The sequence below is a fragment of the Chryseobacterium sp. WLY505 genome (assembly GCF_030846215.1).
Lineage (GTDB): Bacteria > Bacteroidota > Bacteroidia > Flavobacteriales > Weeksellaceae > Chryseobacterium.
The window spans coordinates 1-17,912 of the sequence record NZ_JAVCWI010000010.1 but is presented as its reverse complement, the minus strand read 5'-3'; the positions used below and the strand labels follow the sequence as shown (position 1 = coordinate 17,912).

General features: G+C 35.1%; 12 protein-coding genes. 11 read left to right on the top strand and 1 reads right to left on the bottom strand.

The window, feature by feature from the left end; translation table 11 throughout:
* Nucleotides 1–198: 198 nt before the first annotated feature.
* On the bottom strand, nucleotides 199–1,401 hold the full coding sequence (locus RAH34_RS17980; RefSeq protein ID WP_114821754.1) for an aminopeptidase C: 1,203 nt from the start codon (nucleotides 1,399–1,401) through the stop codon (nucleotides 199–201).
* A gap of 207 nt (nucleotides 1,402–1,608) precedes the next feature.
* On the opposite strand from RAH34_RS17980, the gene RAH34_RS17975 reads away from it, so the two are divergent.
* The 11 genes from RAH34_RS17975 (at nucleotide 1,609) to RAH34_RS17925 (ending at nucleotide 17,779) form a co-directional block, all read left to right on the top strand.
* Nucleotides 1,609–2,127: an RNA polymerase sigma factor gene (locus RAH34_RS17975; protein ID WP_306597025.1), complete on the top strand. Its 519-nt coding sequence runs from the start codon at nucleotides 1,609–1,611 to the stop codon at nucleotides 2,125–2,127.
* Nucleotides 2,128–2,139: 12 nt separating this feature from the next.
* Nucleotides 2,140–4,485: a T9SS type A sorting domain-containing protein gene (locus tag RAH34_RS17970; RefSeq protein ID WP_306597023.1), complete on the top strand. Its 2,346-nt coding sequence runs from the start codon at nucleotides 2,140–2,142 to the stop codon at nucleotides 4,483–4,485.
* A 90-nt stretch (nucleotides 4,486–4,575) separates the two neighbouring features.
* Nucleotides 4,576–6,483 (top strand): VWA domain-containing protein, encoded by a 1,908-nt coding sequence (locus RAH34_RS17965; RefSeq protein ID WP_306597022.1) that lies wholly within the window; start codon nucleotides 4,576–4,578, stop codon nucleotides 6,481–6,483.
* 64 nt (nucleotides 6,484–6,547) lie between these two features.
* Entirely contained in the window at nucleotides 6,548–9,316 is a 2,769-nt protein-coding gene (locus RAH34_RS17960) for a hypothetical protein (protein ID WP_306597021.1), read from the top strand.
* A 3-nt stretch (nucleotides 9,317–9,319) separates the two neighbouring features.
* The gene (locus RAH34_RS17955; protein WP_306597020.1) at nucleotides 9,320–13,840 is read left to right on the top strand and encodes a TonB-dependent receptor plug domain-containing protein; all 4,521 of its coding nucleotides are present in this window, start codon (nucleotides 9,320–9,322) and stop codon (nucleotides 13,838–13,840) included.
* A gap of 172 nt (nucleotides 13,841–14,012) precedes the next feature.
* On the top strand, nucleotides 14,013–14,516 hold the full coding sequence (locus RAH34_RS17950) for a GbsR/MarR family transcriptional regulator (RefSeq protein WP_034696386.1): 504 nt from the start codon (nucleotides 14,013–14,015) through the stop codon (nucleotides 14,514–14,516).
* Between the two features lie 11 nt (nucleotides 14,517–14,527).
* Nucleotides 14,528–15,223: a hypothetical protein gene (locus RAH34_RS17945; RefSeq protein WP_306597019.1), complete on the top strand. Its 696-nt coding sequence runs from the start codon at nucleotides 14,528–14,530 to the stop codon at nucleotides 15,221–15,223.
* A 154-nt stretch (nucleotides 15,224–15,377) separates the two neighbouring features.
* The gene (locus tag RAH34_RS17940) at nucleotides 15,378–15,740 is read left to right on the top strand and encodes a hypothetical protein (protein ID WP_306597017.1); all 363 of its coding nucleotides are present in this window, start codon (nucleotides 15,378–15,380) and stop codon (nucleotides 15,738–15,740) included.
* Nucleotides 15,737–16,561: a hypothetical protein gene (locus RAH34_RS17935; protein ID WP_306597016.1), complete on the top strand. Its 825-nt coding sequence runs from the start codon at nucleotides 15,737–15,739 to the stop codon at nucleotides 16,559–16,561. Before RAH34_RS17940 ends, RAH34_RS17935 begins: the two co-directional genes overlap by 4 nt.
* Before the next feature lie 20 nt (nucleotides 16,562–16,581).
* Nucleotides 16,582–17,058: an SRPBCC family protein gene (locus tag RAH34_RS17930; RefSeq protein ID WP_306597015.1), complete on the top strand. Its 477-nt coding sequence runs from the start codon at nucleotides 16,582–16,584 to the stop codon at nucleotides 17,056–17,058.
* A 16-nt stretch (nucleotides 17,059–17,074) separates the two neighbouring features.
* Nucleotides 17,075–17,779, top strand: a complete 705-nt coding sequence (locus RAH34_RS17925; RefSeq protein WP_306597014.1) for a YqjF family protein — start codon at nucleotides 17,075–17,077, stop codon at nucleotides 17,777–17,779.
* Nucleotides 17,780–17,912: the final 133 nt, after the last annotated feature.

Sequence of the window (17,912 nt, the reverse complement as noted above, 5' to 3'; positions counted from 1 at the left end):
TTAACAGCATAATTTATTCATTCGCGAAAAAGAATTGACGATTCAATCTGGTATTAAATCAGCATAATTCACTTTATTTTATATTTAATTTTCACCTATTTATTAAAGAACCCGCTCACAGAATTTCCATGAGCGGGTTTTAACAGATTTAAATATCTAATACTGCCACTTCAAAGTGGCAGAAATGATTTCTTTATCTTATAAACCAATATTTTTAGTTGGTTTCAATTGCTTTAAGATGCTTTTTGGGATTGCATTTTTGTGAACAAGGATTGCTGTTGATTTGTATTCAACATAAGGTCTTGTTACATACAGATATCCGGCGAAATCATTGGTTACACCCCATGAGTTTTTCACCATATAATATTCTTTACCCGTTTGATCTTTTGCCAAACCTACGATATGCATACCGTGGTCATCCGTTGTAGAAAGATTGTTAAGTGCTTTCTGACGCATGTCTTCAGTGATGGTTTTATCTTTTTTAGGCTCCGTAAACAAAGTTTGTTTGTTTTCTGCAGTAATTTGATCAAGATCCATGTCCGGAACGTACGCTACCCCGTTTTTGTAAGAGAAATAAGGCTCAGAAACATCCGTTGCCCAACCTACAGAATATCCTTTAGTTACAGCATTGTCGATGATTGCAGTAAGGTCTTTCATCGGAACATTCCAGTCAGAATCATGGCTCCAGTTATCAGGAATTGGAACTACAAATTTCTGAAAATATGGATAATCTTTATAAGAAGATAATTCTACATAATCTTCAGGATTGATTCCCACAACTTCTTTAGCAAATGTTTTCGGAGTATAGTTTTTCCCTTCATACGTAAAGTTAGCAGGTACTTTTCCTAAATATTCATCAAGAATAGCATCCACAGAATCCATCCAGTTGTCTGTAAGCTTTCCTTTTGAGGAAGCCTGAACAAGGCTGTCAAGAACCGGCTTCAGTTTTCCTTGCATTTCTTTGAAGTTATTCGTAGTCTGTCCGGCTTTTAATCCAGTGTAAACATCCTGAGGAACTGCTCCGTACTTTTTGTACATATTGATTACGTCGTGAAGTTCTCCTCCGTCTCCCCAGCTGATAGCACCATTATTCAAAACATATAATTTTGCTTTATCGTGGTAAGAATTTCTTGCTGTAAAGATTTCAGCAAGATCTACAGGTTTTTTGCCCATTCTCTGCATTTCAGATTCAAGGAAAGAATTTCCGGAGTAGCTCCAGCAAGTTCCTGATGAACCCTGGTTCTTTACTGAAGTTGCACCAACGTCTTTTAACGTTGTGAACTGAAAATTAGCATTTTGTGATTGGTTGTTTTTTAACTTATTGATTAAGTCATCTTGGGCAAACATCATACTTCCTGCAGACAAAACAAAAAGTAATGATGCAATTTTGGCATTTTTCATTACTATAAAAAGATTATTTATATTAAGAGTCGTTGATAATAGAGATTTGTTACAGATGGAAAAGTTAAATTTGAAATTAAAAAAAATACAAAAAAGGCTGAATTAATAGAGGTTCATTTGCCAATTTACCCTTTTACTCAAAAAAAGTTGATCATGTTTCCAACCCTTTCAAAAGTTTCCGCATCTATAATAGTATAACTCCTGACTATGGAACAAGAATTATTATTGGAATGCCAGCGTAGCAACCGCAATGCCCAGCGGAAGGTTTACGAGAAAATGGCGGGCAGGCTTTACTCAGTCTGCAGACGCTATTTGAAAAACGACGAAGATATAGAAGAAGTATTAGCCGATACATTCTACAAAATTTTTACGAAAATTACCCAGCTTCAGAATGCCGATACCTTTGAAGCATGGGCAAAAAAAATTGCAGTGAACGAATGCCTTCAGAAGTTGAGATCAGATAAAGGACTGTTTATTTCCCTGGAAGAAAATTTCATGGATCATTCCGAAGGAACTACAGAAAACCTTTCTCTGGAAAAAGATATTCTGAGCTTACTGAATTTTCTCCCGGAAGGCTGCAGAGCGATTTTTAATCTTTTTGCTATTGAAGGTTATCCTCATAAAGAAATAGCCACCATGCTTTCTATCAGCGAGGGAACATCAAAATCCCAGCTCAATTTTGCAAGAAAAAAGCTGCAGGAGCTTCTCGTAAATCAAAACATTTAAACTTTTACAACAATGGAAAATAATCATATAGATCAACAATTCAATGAAGCTTCCAAGCTTTCAGAAGAGCCAACAGTTTTTCCTGGTTTTGAGAAAGTATGGGAAAAAATTGAAGAAAAATTAGATAAAAAAGAAGATAAAAAGAAAATCATTCCTCTTTGGCTGCCCTATGGTATTGCTGCAAGTTTGATGATTGGTTTAGGGGCTTTCTACTTTATGAATAAAAAAGAGGTTGCTGAACCTTCACAACCTGTAATAACAGAAAATAAAGGGTCAAACGTTCCTGGTAATAAAGTTGATATTGCAAAAATAGACAGCCTTACAAAACAGAATATCCAGAAAGAGAAAAATAGTGTTAAGCCGGTAGAAAAACTGGCAATTAATACACTGCCAACTCATACTCAATATCCTGTGGGATTTCCTCAGAAAACATTGCCCAATCCCGTGTTTTCAGAAAAAGAGAAAAATGATACTTTATATAGTGATAGAAAAGTAGATTATATCTATTCAGGGCAACGCAAAGATACCAATGCCGTTAAGAGTATTGAAGAAGTGGTAGTGATGGGATATTCAAAAACAGTTAAAAGTAAGACTGTTTCATCTGCTTCCACTGTGATGATTGCTTCCACAGACAAAACTTCTGCACATGCTCCGGTTGCAATATCTTCATTGGCAGGAAGTGTTGCCGGAATAGAAGTAACCACTGGAATTAAAAAACGTGATGAAATATCAATCAGAGGAGCAAAAAGTATTGATGGCCATTCTACGAACCCTTTATATATTGTTGATGGAATTGTATTAGGCAGAGAATCTGGATTTTTAAATACCCTTGATCCTAAAAAAATAAAAGAATTAAAAGTACTGAAAGGTCTTGAAGCCACTGCCCTGTATGGAAGCAAAGCTAATAACGGAGTTGTTGTCATCACCACGAATGGATTATCTAAAGATGAAATAGAAAAACTTAAAAAAGTTTCTTCAGAAAGTAAAGAGGAAATACTAAAAGAACCTGAAGAACCTGAAAAAAAACTTCCCAAAGCAGGTCAGTTGACAGCAGGAGAAGTTAACGATTTTTCTAAGTGGGATTATTGGAAAGATATTGCAGTTCCTACTCTGGATCAGTATAAAAATACATGGAAGTTCTTCCCTGATAAAAGGGTTTCAGTTCAGTTGGTCAATCAAGACAGAAAACCGGTAATAGGGGAAAAAATAAAACTATTGGATGATAAGAAAAATATTATCTGGGAAGCAGTTTCAGATAATCTGGGCAATGTGGAATTATGGATATCACCGATGACTGATGAGAAACCGGACTCAGAGAAATATTATTTATCTGATGGTTCAGGGCAGATCATCAGCAGTAATCTCAGAACCTTTAAAAATGGACAAAACCTGATTATTCTTGATAAACACTGTCTGCAAAAGCGTGTATTGGATCTTGCTTTCGTAGTGGATGCTACCGGTTCTATGGGGGATGAGATTTCTTATCTTCAGTCTGAACTTTTGGATGTGTTGAAAAAGATCGAAGGACAGCTTAAGAATACAACGGTAAGATATGGATCAGTTTTTTACAGAGATCAGGGGGATGAATATGTAACCCGGAAGTTTGATTTTTCAGAAAAAGCAGAAGACCTTGTAGGATTTATTAAAAAACAGATGGCCGGCGGTGGCGGCGATACGCCGGAAGCTGTTGTAGAAGCACTAAAAGTTTCTGTTGATGAGCTGAAGTGGAGTGATGAAAATTCTACTAAAATAATGTTTTTAATTCTGGATGCTCCTCCACACCATTCAGAACAGAATATAAAGGAACTTTATAGTACAATAAAGGCTGCCGCAAAGAAAGGAATTACCATTATTCCACTGGCAGCCAGTGATACCGATAAACAAACGGAATATCTGATGCGTACATTTGCTTTACTCACCAATGGAACCTATACGTTCCTTACAGATGACAGTGGAATAGGAAACAGCCATATCAAACCTACCATAGATTCTTATGAAGTTGAAAAACTGAATGATTTATTATTAAGATTAATCCTTCAGAGAGCTGTTTTGCCAGAATGCAGCGCAGGAATTTCAAATGATAACATCAACAAAAAAATGGAAAAAGAAATTGAGAGTCAGGTTGAGAGTAAAACTGTACTATTTCCAAATCCTACAAAAGGTCAGCTGCAGATAAAAACAAGAAAACCAATTGAAGAACTGTTTATCTATGATCTTGCCGGAAAGATTATTATGAGAAAAGAAAAACTACCGGAAGGTAAAAATACAATTGATTTAACTTCTTGTCCTCAAGGGATTTATCTTGTACGTATTCATACTAATGATCTGTGGGAGACATTTAAGATCATTAAAAATTAACTGTCTTTTTTATTTAAGGAATAAGTTTTATTTAACAATTATTAACAGGTTTGAATTTATTTTAATAATTTCCTGTCGAAATTTTTAAAGATGAAAAAAATTGTAATAACCATGCTAGGGCTTGTTGCATTGACAAGCTGTAAAACTCAAAAAAATACTGAAACGTCCAAGGAGACAAAGACTTACAGTGTCAGGAAAGATAAGGATCAGGATGGAATTCCTAATCAATTGGATAAATGCCCTGATATTGCCGGTCCGGTAGAAAATGAAGGCTGTCCGTGGGTAGAGTCGGATGGAGACGGTGTTATTGATAAAGATGACGCATGTCCTACAGTGGCAGGACCTCCTGAAAATAATGGCTGTCCATGGCCGAACACAGATGGAGATGGTATTTTGGACAAAGATGATGCCTGTCCTACGGTTCCGGGATTACCGGAATATAATGGCTGCCCAAAACCGAAGTCAGTGACCGCAATGGAAGTAGAACGTTCCATAAAATTCCCTGAATCAGGAAGAGTGTACGACCATCATGTAGGTGACAAAAAGAATGTTAAAAAGACTACAAAAAAGGCAGATCAGGATATTGATTATAACAATGAAGAATATGCAGCGTTAGTTGAAAATGCATTTGAATTAACCCGTAATCAACCTGTTTCTACATTTTCCATTGATGTAGATAATGCTTCCTATTCCAATGTCAGAAGAATGATCAGTTACGGAGGTAAGGTTGATAAAAACTCAGTGAGAGTAGAAGAGATGATCAATTATTTTAAATATGATTATCCTCAGCCTGTCAATGGCGATCCTTTTTCAATTAATACAGAATACAGTGCATCTCCATGGAATCCTAAACATAAATTGCTCAAAATAGGACTTCAGGGGAAAAATATTCCGATGGATCGTCTGCCTGCTTCCAATATTGTTTTTCTTATTGATGTGTCAGGTTCAATGAGTGAGGAAAATAAACTGCCATTGCTGAAGTCTTCTCTTAAAGTTTTACTGAACCAGCTCAGACCTAAGGATAAAGTTGGGATTGTAGTATATGCCGGTAGTGCAGGAATGGTACTTCCCCCAACGTCAGCAGGTGAAAAAGAAAAAATAATTCAGGCACTGGATAAACTCCAGGCAGGAGGAAGTACAGCGGGAGGAGAAGGAATTGAACTGGCCTATACACTAGCGAAGCAAAACTTTATAAAAGGAGGAAATAACAGAGTTGTTCTGGCAACAGACGGTGATTTTAATGTGGGAGCTTCTTCTACCTCAGATATCGAAGCGTTGATCACAGAAAAAAGGAAAACCGGGATTTTCCTTACCTGCCTCGGCTATGGAATGGGAAATTACAAAGACAATACCATGGAAATTCTGGCGGACAAAGGAAACGGAAATTATGCTTATATTGATAATATGCAGGAAGCCAATAAATTCCTGGGAAGAGAATTTGCCGGAAACATTTATACCATTGCCAAAGATGTAAAAGTGCAGATTGAATTTAATCCTAAATATGTAAAATCATACCGACTGATCGGCTATGAAAACAGAAAACTGAGAAATGAAGACTTTATAAATGATAAGATTGATGCAGGAGAACTAGGAAGCGGACATACAGTAACTGCTTTATATGAAGTGATCCCGGCCAACGTAGATTCTGAATTTATCCCAAAAGAAACAAAATTGAAATACTCTGAAATTTCTAAAAAGAAGAACTTTGGAGATGAAATGGCAACGGTAAAATTCAGATACAAAAAACCTGATGGAGACAAAAGCATTGAGATAACTAAAGTGATTAAAAAAGAAAATAAATCTTCAGTGAGTCCGGATTTTAAATTTGCATCTTCCGTAGCCTGGTTCGGTTTAGTACTTAGAAACTCAGAACTGATTACAAAAAAAGATCTTTCCGATATTGAAAACCTTGCTAAACAGGGAAAAAGTAAGGATGAAGAAGGCTATCGTTCAGAATTTATAAAGCTGATAGAGAGCTATAAAACAATTCAAAAGTAATTTATAAAAAAAGAAATTTCCCCGGAAATTTCTTTTTTTATATTTTTAAGCATACTAATAACTGATGAAAAAGAATTATTTGCTGTTGCTGCCATTTACCATTACTCTATTACAGGCACAAAATTCACAATTGTACTATTCCGGAAAATTTTTGACATCTAAGGATAAAGAACAGAATTTTTTAAAGGTTTATAATAAGAACAGCGGTATCTATGAACTGACTGATGAGAAAGGGTTTGCCATCATCGCTGCCAAACCTTATGATACCCTTGTATGGAACCAAGGGAAAAATACCCATGTTATTTCTTCTTATGAACTCAGGGAATTAAAAACGATTCTGGAAAGTCAGACAGGAAGCAAAAGTGTTGAAAATATTTACAGTAAAGCCTATGACAGTCTTGTTTCAAAGGAGATTAAAGACGATTTCAGTATTGAAAAAACTAAAACCCAACTCAGTAAAGGCTCCCATTCTTACTTTGATAAAATAAGAAAATTAAAGCAAAAGAACGACAGTGTTTATGTTTTAAAAAGGATCAATGAGACAACATTGCTCTTTAACGGAAGCTTTACCACATCTTTTGATATTAAAAGCAGAAATGCTGTTCCGGAGACTCAAAATAAGTATGTCCAGGGAAGATCTGAGAATGGAAATCTTGTTTGGAAAGGCCCTGAAACGAATGAAATGTTCAGTTTTGGACCGGATCTATCTACCCTTGGATTTAGTGGGTTACCTTACGAGTACGATCAGAATGGAAAACTAATTCCATGGGTTGATGGACTTCAGCGTGCAAAAAGGTACGATAATAACCTTTTTAAAACCACAGTAGGTTATAATAACCAGTTGAATCTAAATGCTTTTATACAACAGGGTAACAATGAAAAACTCCGTCTTGCCCTGAATCTGGGGCAGCAAAAGAACCCGATGTACTTTGTGGATCAGTTTGATATTACCAATACCCTTAAAGCCAAACTGAATGCAGATTTGGGTAGATATTACATTAATCTTGCTTTTAATTACGAAGAAGATAAAGCAACCAATACCAATAGAATAGGGCTGTTCAACAGAGCTTACCAAAACTCATTGTTAACGCCCGTTTCTTTTTCAAATGAACAAAATACTTTCCTGAATAACGGTTCGCAGAGAAGCTACAGCAAATATGCAGACAATCCTTCATTCCTTTTTGAGCAGGATAGCAAATACCGCTATAAGAATCGGGGCAGGCAGTTTAGTCTGAACGTAGCGAAAGACTGGGATCAGTTTAAACTGAATATTACTCAGTCCTATGAAAGTATTACTACCTGGAATCAGGACCAATATAAACCTTCTACTTATGGTTTCATCAGCGGTATATCGAATGAAAGGATTCAAAACAACAGTTCCTATCATTCCAATATACAGGGCTCTTATTCATTGGGAGGCTATAACTTTAGAAATACTTTCAGCCTGAATTTTATTTTAAATGATAAAAAATCCGACATTTATAACAGCCTGACTCATCAAAAGTATCTCTATCAGAGAACTTCACAGGATCATATTTTTAATTATAATATGAACATCCGCGATTATGATTTTGAAGCAGGTTTTAATCTTGGAAATTCATTTTATATCTCCAATACTTCTATTCAAAATAATTATTGGCTTCCAAAGGCTAACTTTTATTTGAAGTTCAATGAGATCTTCAATTGGTATAATTACAATTTTAAATTATTGGGAAGCTATACACAATTAAGCTCCGAGCCGGAAATTACAAGATCCTATGCTTCGTATTCTACTACTTTGCTGAAGGCGGAAAATTACAATCAATATTTTCCGGTACAGGAAGTAGAAAGTTTCCGTGGTTTATCAAATATTAATACTCAGGAATGGAAAATTGGAGCCAGGCTGAATCTTGGGTATAAAATAAGCGTAGATGGAGAATATTTTAATAAAAAGAATACTGATGATATATTTCCTGTTTTTGAAAACAATCAGTTACGACTTAAAAATATAGCAGATCATACGTACAGCGGATATGAATTCAATTTTGCTTACGAACGATTACGTCTGGGATACGATATGTATACCACCCATAAAGTTTCCTTTTTCAAATATAAAGATATTGTAGATCGCATGGCTCCGGGATATCAGGATCTGGCGGTTTCAGGATTCAAAGATATTTATAAAACACTATCAGAAGGTCAGGTTTTGGGTGCTGTCATGGGCAGTTACTTTGAAAGAAATGCAGCCGGACAATTGATCATTGATGAGTTCGGATTTCCTAAAAAAGCAGACGGAATGAAAATTATTGCAGATCCTACACCGGATTTTGTAATGAAATTCAACCACAGTTTTGCCTATAAAAACTGGTCTTTAGATATCAATTGGGAATGGAAAAAAGGAGGCCACCTTTGGAACGGGACACAGGCTGTTCTCGATTATTACGGTCGTTCTTACGGCTCAGGAGAAGAAAGGAACATCAAAAATTATATTTTCGAAGGTGTACAGGCCAATGGAACTGTCAACCAGATTCCTGTGGATTTCTATGATCCCAACCAGAATGTTATGGAAAACAGGTGGTCGAGGTACGGTTATTTAGGCGTGGCTGAAAATTATGTTCAAAAGGCAGATTATATAAGAATCAACAATATATCCCTTTCCTCAGATTTCCCGATTAACAACAGGAAACAGAATCTTAAACTGACTTTTTATGTAAACAATATCATGCTCTGGCAGGCTAATAATGGGGTAGATCCCAACCAGAATTTCGACGATATGAGCAATGGAAGAGGATTGGATTTTTTTAATCTTCCTTCCTTTAAAACATTTGGCTGTATTGTTTCACTTAAATTTTAACTCATGAATCTCAAGTTTATATCAACCTATATCATCCTGCTGTGCTTATTGCTTTCAGCCTTTTCTGTGAAAGGCCAGCAACCATTTCAGGACTTTGAAAAAGAAAAGACCTACATTCAGACCAATCATGTTTTTTATAAACCTGGGGAGCAAATGTATTTTAAAATATATGTGGTAAAAGGAAACAATAATTTACCGGTCGAAGAAAGCAGGGTCGTAAATTTCGAAATAACAGATCCTGCAGGAAGTATTGTGAAAAAATTAAAATATGAAATTACCAATGGATACGCCCGGGGAGATTTCTATTTTGCTGAAGACATGAAGGGTGGTATCTATAAAATCAGAGCTTTTACCAACTGGATGCAGAACGAAGAAGGGAAAAATACCTTCGAAAAAGAAATTACCCTCCAGAAAATAGTATCACCAAGGATTTTAATGAAGCTTGATTTTCCTAAAAATGGATATGGCCCGGGAGATGAGGTAAGTGCCGATTTTTCAATGAGAAGTCTTGGCAATCTTCCGATTCCTTTTTACGAAGCAGATTACACCGTAATGCACAACGGAGAAACCATTTCAGAAGGAAAACTTATTACTGATAAAGAAGGCAAAAAACGGTTGACCTTTACGCTTCCTGGAGTTTTGAAATCCTCTGATGCTCTTTTGAATATCAAGGTGAATTTTGACGGATTTACAGAATCCATTTCCAGAAATATTCCTGTTGTCCTGAATAATCTGGATGTGAAATTCTTACCTGAAGGCGGAACTTTTGTCAATGGAATAGAACAGAATATCGCTTTTAAAATTCTGGATGAGTTTGAAAAACCTGTAGATGCTGTTCTGGCAGTTTACAATCAGAATCACGAAAAAATAAAGGAAATTTCAGCCTATAATTTCGGAATGGGAAACTTCAGGTTTACCCCTACAATAGGAGAATCTTATTATGCAAAAGTTGTAAAACCGGAAAATATTACCCAGACTTTTAATCTCCCGGCAGCAAAAAATGAAGGACTGGTTTTGAATATTCAGAATGAAAATAAAAACCTGAATGTTACCATCGTTTCTACCCAGGAAAAAACAATTACCCTGCAGGGAAGTTTCCGTGGAAAAGATGTTTACAGCAAAATCATTTCGCTGAAAAAAGGAATAAATTCTTTGGAAATTGCAGAAAAAGATCTCCCCACAGGAATCTGTAGATTTACCATTCTTGAAAACAGTATGCCGCTTGCAGAAAGGATTGTTTTTACCAATAAAGTAAACCAGCTGAATATAAAAGTTACTCCTGTAAAGCAACATTATCTTCCGAGGGAAAAAGTAATGCTGAATATTGAAACTACCGATGAAAATAATAAACCTGTTCCCGCTAATCTTGGAATAAGTGTGGTAGATGATAAGCTATGGACATATGCCGATGATAAACAGAATCATATGATTTCCTGGCTTTTGATGGACTCTGAGCTCAAAGGGAAAATTGAAAAACCTCAGTTTTATTTCGATAAAAAAGAAGAAAAAGCAGGTAAAAGCTTAGATCTTGTAATGCTGACAAACGGTTACAGATATTTTGAGCCTATTCCGGAAATTGTGAAGAGCAATAAATACAAATACCTTCCTGAAAAGAAAAACACAATGTATGGCGTAGTAGAAGATGAAAACAAAAAGCCGGTGAAAGCAGATGTTTTTCTTTTGGATACCTATAATAAAAAGATTCTCAAGCAGGCTGTTGCAGAAAATGGAAAGTTCTATTTTTCGGATTTAAATGCAAATAATTCTTATAAAATTATTGCAAAGTCTTTTCAGCCTAAACATCAGCTGAAAATCAGAATTCTGTCTTATAATCTGGATATTAATCCTTTAGCAAAGCAGAAACTTACCCATATAGATGTAGAAGAAATTGTAAAGGAAGCTGAAAGAAAAGAAGAAGTAAAAAAAGAAAACAGAAACAATACCAGTCAGTTAAATCACCCGGGAAGATCAAAAACTGATACTATCAGTAGAAATAAGAGTATTGAAGAAGTAATTGTTGTGGGGTACGGTGTAAAGAAAGATCAATTAACGGTTGCTTCTACCACAGTATCTTCTTCTATGGAAATGCAGAATGCCAGCGTAACTTCTCTGTTGAGTGGAAAAGTTGCCGGATTGGTGGTCACAAGTGCCGGGCAGCCGGGAGCGGGAGAACAGATCAATATCAGAGGAACGGCCTCTATTACCAATAAGAACCCGCTATTCATTGTGGATGGTATTCCTGTCGAAAACTTTAATACGACAATTAATCCAAATGATATCAACAGTATTACCGTTTTGAAAGATGCTGCTGCTACCGCTATTTACGGAAGCAGAGCTGTGAATGGTGTAGTGATCGTCAACTCATCCAAAAATAGAAAATCAGAAATAAGTTTTGATATTACTCCGAAATCTTACCTCGCCATACAAACTTTGCCTTATGGAAATCTTATTTCATATGCAGGGGCAAGAGAATTTGTTTATCCTGAATATAAATCCACCAATACCTCTTACCGTTTTGATTACAGAGAAGCGCTTTACTGGAATCCGGTAGTAGAAACGGATAAAAATGGGAAGGCAAAAGTGGAGTTTTATAATTCAGATGCCAATTCTACTTTCAGAATTATGACAGAAGGAATTTCTGCTTCAGGACTTGTGGGAAGGGATGAAACTACGTACGCTGCGCAGAGTCTTATTTCTATTGATGCTAAAATTCCTCAGTATCTGACGAGAACAGATCAGATGACAATTCCTGTGGTGATTAAAAATAATTCTCCTGAAACGCGCAAAATGACCATGGATGTAATTGTTCCGAACCATGTAAAACTTATCAGTTCTGATAGTCTTATCACTTTAAAGCCATTGGAATCAGGAAGATTATTTGTAAGAATACAGACCGATGAGATAGTGAATTCCAATATCCAGTTGACCATCAAATCAGGAGATTTCAGAGAGACAATGATTCTTCCGTTTAAAGTAGAAGAAAAAGGATTTCTCCATCAGTTTTCCATCATTAATAATAAAACAGAAGATCTCAAAATCAATATTCCGGAGTATATCAACGGAAGCCTGTATTCATCCTATTATGTATTTGAAAGTACAGCGCTGAAGATGTTTGGAGATATAGAACAGCTGAAAAAAGAACCTTATGGATGCTTTGAACAACTTTCCTCAACAGTATATCCTAACATTTTTATTCTTGATTATTTAAAATCAAATAAAAAAATAGACACCGCAACTGAAAATCTGGTGATAAAAAACCTGAAAAAAGGCTTCCAGAAGCTGCTGAGCTATAAAAATAAAGACGGAGGTTTCGGGTATTTCAGCTCCGCAGAATCAGATGTCGCCCTTTCAGCATTTGCGTTATTGGAATTTATGGAATTGAAGAAGTACGTGAATCCGGATGCTAAGCTCATCCAGGGACTTTCCTCATTTATTTTGTCGAAAAAGAATGCTAACGGATTATTCGAAGTAAGAAAACCCTATGAGTCCCAAAAAGATTTTTCTGAATTTTCATGGTCAAGAAATATGTATGTAGTATATGCTTTATCCAAACTTGGATTTAAAAATGAAATTGAAGACTCCTTTCAGGTAACACTCAAAAGAGCTTTGGCTACAAAAGATTCTTATCAATTGGCTTTACTAGCTAATGCAGCAGCACATCTTGGGAAACAAAAAGAATATGACGATCTGATAAACATTCTGGACAAACAATATGAAACAAAGAAGGTAAAATCTGAAGTTACTTTTACAGGTTCATGGGGAATGTCTGCAGATGCAGAAACACTTTCGTTATATATAATGGCGCTTCAGAAAGATGAGAAACTCAATCAGCTGAAAATTGCTGAAGCAGTTGATCAGCTTATTGGTTTGAATGGCTATTTCGGCTTCGGATCTACACAGGCCACAACACTGGCAATCCAGGCATTATCTGATTTTTTCTCTAAAAATGATAAGTTGTATGGATCTGAAAAGCCGGTGATCACCATTAATAAAGCACAAACCTTACCTATGATAAGTACTTCATCAGCATTTAAGGCCGGAGAAAATACGATTAATATTCATTATCCAAATAAAAATGGACTGCCTTATAAGCTGGAATATCAATATTACACGCTACAAGCTCCGGAAAGCAAGGATATTCCACTTACCATGGAGACCAACTTAAAATCCGGAATGTCAAAAATAGGGGAGACCAGGAGAATGACAGTTACCGTAAAAAACAAAATAAACGGTGAGCTGCCAATGACCATAGCCAAAATTGGTATACCAGCAGGACTGACGCTGCAAAATGCTTTACTGAAGGATATGGTTGATAAAAAACAGGTTTCTTACTATGAAATATTTGACAACTATCTGGTTTTATACTGGGAACATTTCAATGCTGAGGAAACAAAGACTATTAATCTTGATCTCAAAGTGGAATTTGCCGGAACGTATACAGGGAAATCTAGCAATGTATATCTGTATTATATGCCGGAAGCAAAATATTGGAATCAAGGGATTACAACCAGTATTGAACCTTAATTTTTATCAACTGAAACAGGTATCTATTTATCCTTGTCAAGGTTTTAAACCTTGACAAGGATCATAAAAAATCTTTCTAAAAGAAATAACCTTTTAAAATTAATTTTCAAAAATTATTGAAAATTCAAAAAATATAATTATATTTGTTACAGAAATTAAAAAAGGAAACAAGATGCAACTTTCAGAAGCAAAAGAAAAATACATTCAGACCTGGGGAACCTTTGCTACCAATTGGGGAATCAACCGTACGATGGCACAGGTGCATGCATTGCTTCTGGCGAGCGGAAAACCTCTTTCTACTGATGAAGTTATGGAACAGCTGGAGATTTCAAGAGGAAATGCTAATATGAATTTACGTGCTCTGATAGACTGGGGCATCGTGAAAAAAGAATTTGTAAAAGGCGACCGCAAAGAGTATTTCGTAGCAGAAAAAGATGTATGGTATCTGTTCAAACAAATTACCAAAGAAAGAAGAAAAAGAGAGATTGAACCTGTGATTTCCTTTCTTGAAGAATTAAAAAATATTGAGGATAAAGATTCGGAAGAAGCACAGGAATTTATCAAGCTGATGAATGATTTCAGCTCTGTCACCGGAAAAATCAACAATATCATGGATCTGGCGATAAAAAGTGATGACCACTGGCTGGTAGGGAAAATTACCAATCTGTTGAAATAAATTTTCAAAAAATGAGAAATCTTTTGTTACTATGTCTTTTAACTCTGATGATGAGCTGTCAGAAAAATGTAATGGCAAATTTCGATATTCATATAGAAAACTCTGATAAATATGATAATGGACGTCACGATTTGTACAAAATTGAAATCTATAAGGATGAGAATATTTTCAAAATTCTAGAACCTGAAGGGTATGCTCTTTTCTTAAATTCCAATATAAAATTTGACAGTTTAAAAGAAGGAAAGTATTCATTTGTTTATGAAAATCTTTTTGGAGAAACCATAAAAAAAGAAATAAAAGTTGATGAATCTAAAACATACAGAGTTAGTATTAATCCTGATTATTTATTAAAAAGAAATAAAAAAGCTGTTTTTGAAAATCTAAAAGACTCGGAAGCAAAATTGGTATTTCAATCAAGAGGATGTTTTCATCAGGGTAAAGATTCAATAATCATCATTAATAAGGGAAAGAATTACTTTCTCCGCCTGAAAAATGGTAGTTTGAAAATTTTGGATAAAGAAGCATGGGCGTATTTGGTAAAAACGGAAAATATAATAAGAGAAATTCCTAAAGATGGAGAGTGTACCACAAGAGATGAATATATTTACTGTCATAAAGGAAAATCAGATACCATTAATGACACTACCTGTAGATTTTCTACCTGGTATACACTGAAAGACTATTTAAAAAAGAATAAGCTACAATAAAATAAAACTGGATGAAAATCCTTTTTTATTTCAATCTAATTTTCAAAAATTACTGAAAATATAAAATTAATAATAATTATGAAAAATTTAATCATTCACTTATTCCTGATTATTTATTTCAGACGAAAAGGATCACTTTAAAACCATTGCTACCATGAAAACATTTGCAAAATATGATTATTACATTCAGTTATTCTTTATAATAATTGGGCCTCAGGCTTTTATATTTGGTGGTTTGTCTGGATTTGTTCTGTTTTATTTTATAGTAGGAATTCCTCAATTGGTAAGTTTCCTGATCAAACTGTTTTTCAAAACAAAAAAGTCAGCATTGTATATCGCGTATGGAATTGTAATAGTACCGGTCTGGATTATTGTAACCATCTTGTTTACAGAGAAACACATCAATGATTTTTTTGGATATGTTTTAATGGTCGCTCTTTTATATAGCCCTGTGATGGCAGCGGCGTATGTTTATGACTGTTACACTACTTATGAACCTTATAAATCACAATTATGAAAACGCTCAAAAACCACACATTAATCTACGACGATGAATGTCCTATGTGTAATCTCTACTCCAAAGGTTTTACAAAATGCGGAATGCTGGATGAAGATGGAAGAGAAGCCTTTACAGAAATCACATTGAGAAATAAAACCCTGATAGATTTCAACCGTGCAAAAAATGAGATTGCATTGGTAGACCATAACAGAAACCAAGTTGTATATGGATTAGACAGTCTGCTTCTCATCATTGGAAACTCTTTTCCGTTGTTGGAGAAAATAGCAAGAAAGAAGCCTCTGTATTGGCTTTTTAAAAAACTGTATTCCTTCGTCTCTTACAACCGGAAACAGATCATTCCTTCTCAAATAGACGATACAGAGCAATCCTGTGTGCCGGATTTTAACATGAAATACAGAATTGCATACATCGGTTTTGTTGTTATTTTTTCGGCATATATCTTAAGTATATTTTCTGGTAAACTGAACTTGAATTTAGAGAGGAATTTCGTGAGAGAATTTGCCATTTGCCTTGGTCAGATCCTTTGGCAGACTATCTTTTTAAAAGCTTATCTCAAAGATAAAATCTGGGATTATCTAGGAAATATGATGACTGTTTCTTTAATCGGAACTTTACTGTTAATTCCTGCGCTCATGACCAGTTTTACTCCTGTTTTTTATATGATATATTTTGGAATTGTAGTAGTGATCATGTTTCTGGAACATATCAGAAGGTGCAGAATATTAAAGCTGAATTATCTTCCTACCATTTCCTGGATATTATTTAGAATAACAGCGCTAACAATCATTATTCTGACCACTTTTGGAATTAAAATATAACAAGCTAAAACGTTTTAGAAATGTCAACCATCTATTTAAATACAGTCATCAAAGCAGATATTCACTATGTTTTTGATCTGGCAAGAAATATCGATCTGCATCAGCAATCCACTTGTAAGTCTAATGAAAAAGCCATTGCAGGACGTACTTCTGGATTGATTGAAGAAAACGAAACCGTAACCTGGCGGGCAAAACATCTGGGAGTTTATCAAAATCTCACCACGAAAATTATCAGCATGGAAAATCCGTTTCAGTTTATTGATGTCATGCAGAAAGGAGCCTTCAAATCTATGCGTCACCGACATATTTTTAAATCTGTAAACGGAAATACGTTGATGACAGATATTTTCGAATTTGAATCTCCGCTGGGCATTTTAGGGAAATTATTTAACTCAATTTTTCTTAAAGGATATCTAAGGAAATTTTTACTCAGAAGAAATGAAATGATCAAAACTATTGCAGAATCTTCTGTTCGTGAAGGAATTGCGATTTTTTAACCTTAAAAACAGCGTTATGAACTTTTTAAAAGCAGAATGGCGAAAGCTGGCTATCATCAATTACGAAATCAATCCTGAAGTTTTGCTGCCCTATCTTCCAAAAGGAACAGAGCTCGATTTTTATAAAGGCAAATGCTATGTAAGCCTCGTAGGATTCATGTTTTTAAATACCAGACTATTGGGAGTTCCTATCCCTTTTCACCGGAATTTTGAAGAAGTGAATCTAAGGTTTTACGTCAAGAAAAAAGAAAAAGGCATCTGGAAGAGAGGAGTAGTTTTTATCAAAGAGATTGTTCCTAAACCTGCATTAAGTCTGGTCGCCAATTCTATTTATAAAGAAAATTATCATACCATGCCGATGAAAAATCAGATGGAAAAAGGAGAGGATGAACTGCTGATCCGTTATTCATGGAAGGATAAAAACTGGCATTCTATTCAGATTAAGGCTGAAAATACAGCAAAACCAATGGAAGAAAACTCAGAATTTGAATTCATCACAGAACACTATTTTGGCTTTACAAAAAAGGAAAATACAACCTCCGAATACGAAGTCTGTCATCCGAAATGGGAATGCTACAGCGTAAAAGAATATGAGTTGGAAGTAGATTTTCAAAAAATATACGGCAATGATTTTGAATGCCTGAACCATCAGAAACCTCTTTCTGTAATGCTTGCCGAAGGCTCAGAAATTGAGGTCAAAACCAAGAAATACATCAGCTGAAAAATGAAAAGATTAAAACATCTTGTTTACTCATAAACATCTGTGTATTCTAAGACATATGCAAATTATATCGTATTAAATTTACAAAAGGTTGTTCTCTTTTTACTACAGCAAACATTCTATACACGAGCTT

Excerpts from the sequence above, each read along its gene's own strand:
- RAH34_RS17945 (WP_306597019.1), top strand. The coding sequence starts at position 14,528 with ATGAGAAATCTTTTGTTACTATGTCTTTTAACTCTGATGATGAGCTGT.
- RAH34_RS17965 (WP_306597022.1), top strand. The coding sequence starts at position 4,576 with ATGAAAAAAATTGTAATAACCATGCTAGGGCTTGTTGCATTGACAAGC.
- RAH34_RS17935 (WP_306597016.1), top strand. The coding sequence starts at position 15,737 with ATGAAAACGCTCAAAAACCACACATTAATCTACGACGATGAATGTCCT.
- RAH34_RS17970 (WP_306597023.1), top strand. The coding sequence starts at position 2,140 with ATGGAAAATAATCATATAGATCAACAATTCAATGAAGCTTCCAAGCTT.
- RAH34_RS17980 (WP_114821754.1), bottom strand. The coding sequence starts at position 1,401 with ATGAAAAATGCCAAAATTGCATCATTACTTTTTGTTTTGTCTGCAGGA.
- RAH34_RS17950 (WP_034696386.1), top strand. The coding sequence starts at position 14,013 with ATGCAACTTTCAGAAGCAAAAGAAAAATACATTCAGACCTGGGGAACC.
- RAH34_RS17930 (WP_306597015.1), top strand. The coding sequence starts at position 16,582 with ATGTCAACCATCTATTTAAATACAGTCATCAAAGCAGATATTCACTAT.
- RAH34_RS17940 (WP_306597017.1), top strand. The coding sequence starts at position 15,378 with ATGAAAACATTTGCAAAATATGATTATTACATTCAGTTATTCTTTATA.
- RAH34_RS17925 (WP_306597014.1), top strand. The coding sequence starts at position 17,075 with ATGAACTTTTTAAAAGCAGAATGGCGAAAGCTGGCTATCATCAATTAC.
- RAH34_RS17955 (WP_306597020.1), top strand. The coding sequence starts at position 9,320 with ATGAATCTCAAGTTTATATCAACCTATATCATCCTGCTGTGCTTATTG.
- RAH34_RS17975 (WP_306597025.1), top strand. The coding sequence starts at position 1,609 with ATGGAACAAGAATTATTATTGGAATGCCAGCGTAGCAACCGCAATGCC.
- RAH34_RS17960 (WP_306597021.1), top strand. The coding sequence starts at position 6,548 with ATGAAAAAGAATTATTTGCTGTTGCTGCCATTTACCATTACTCTATTA.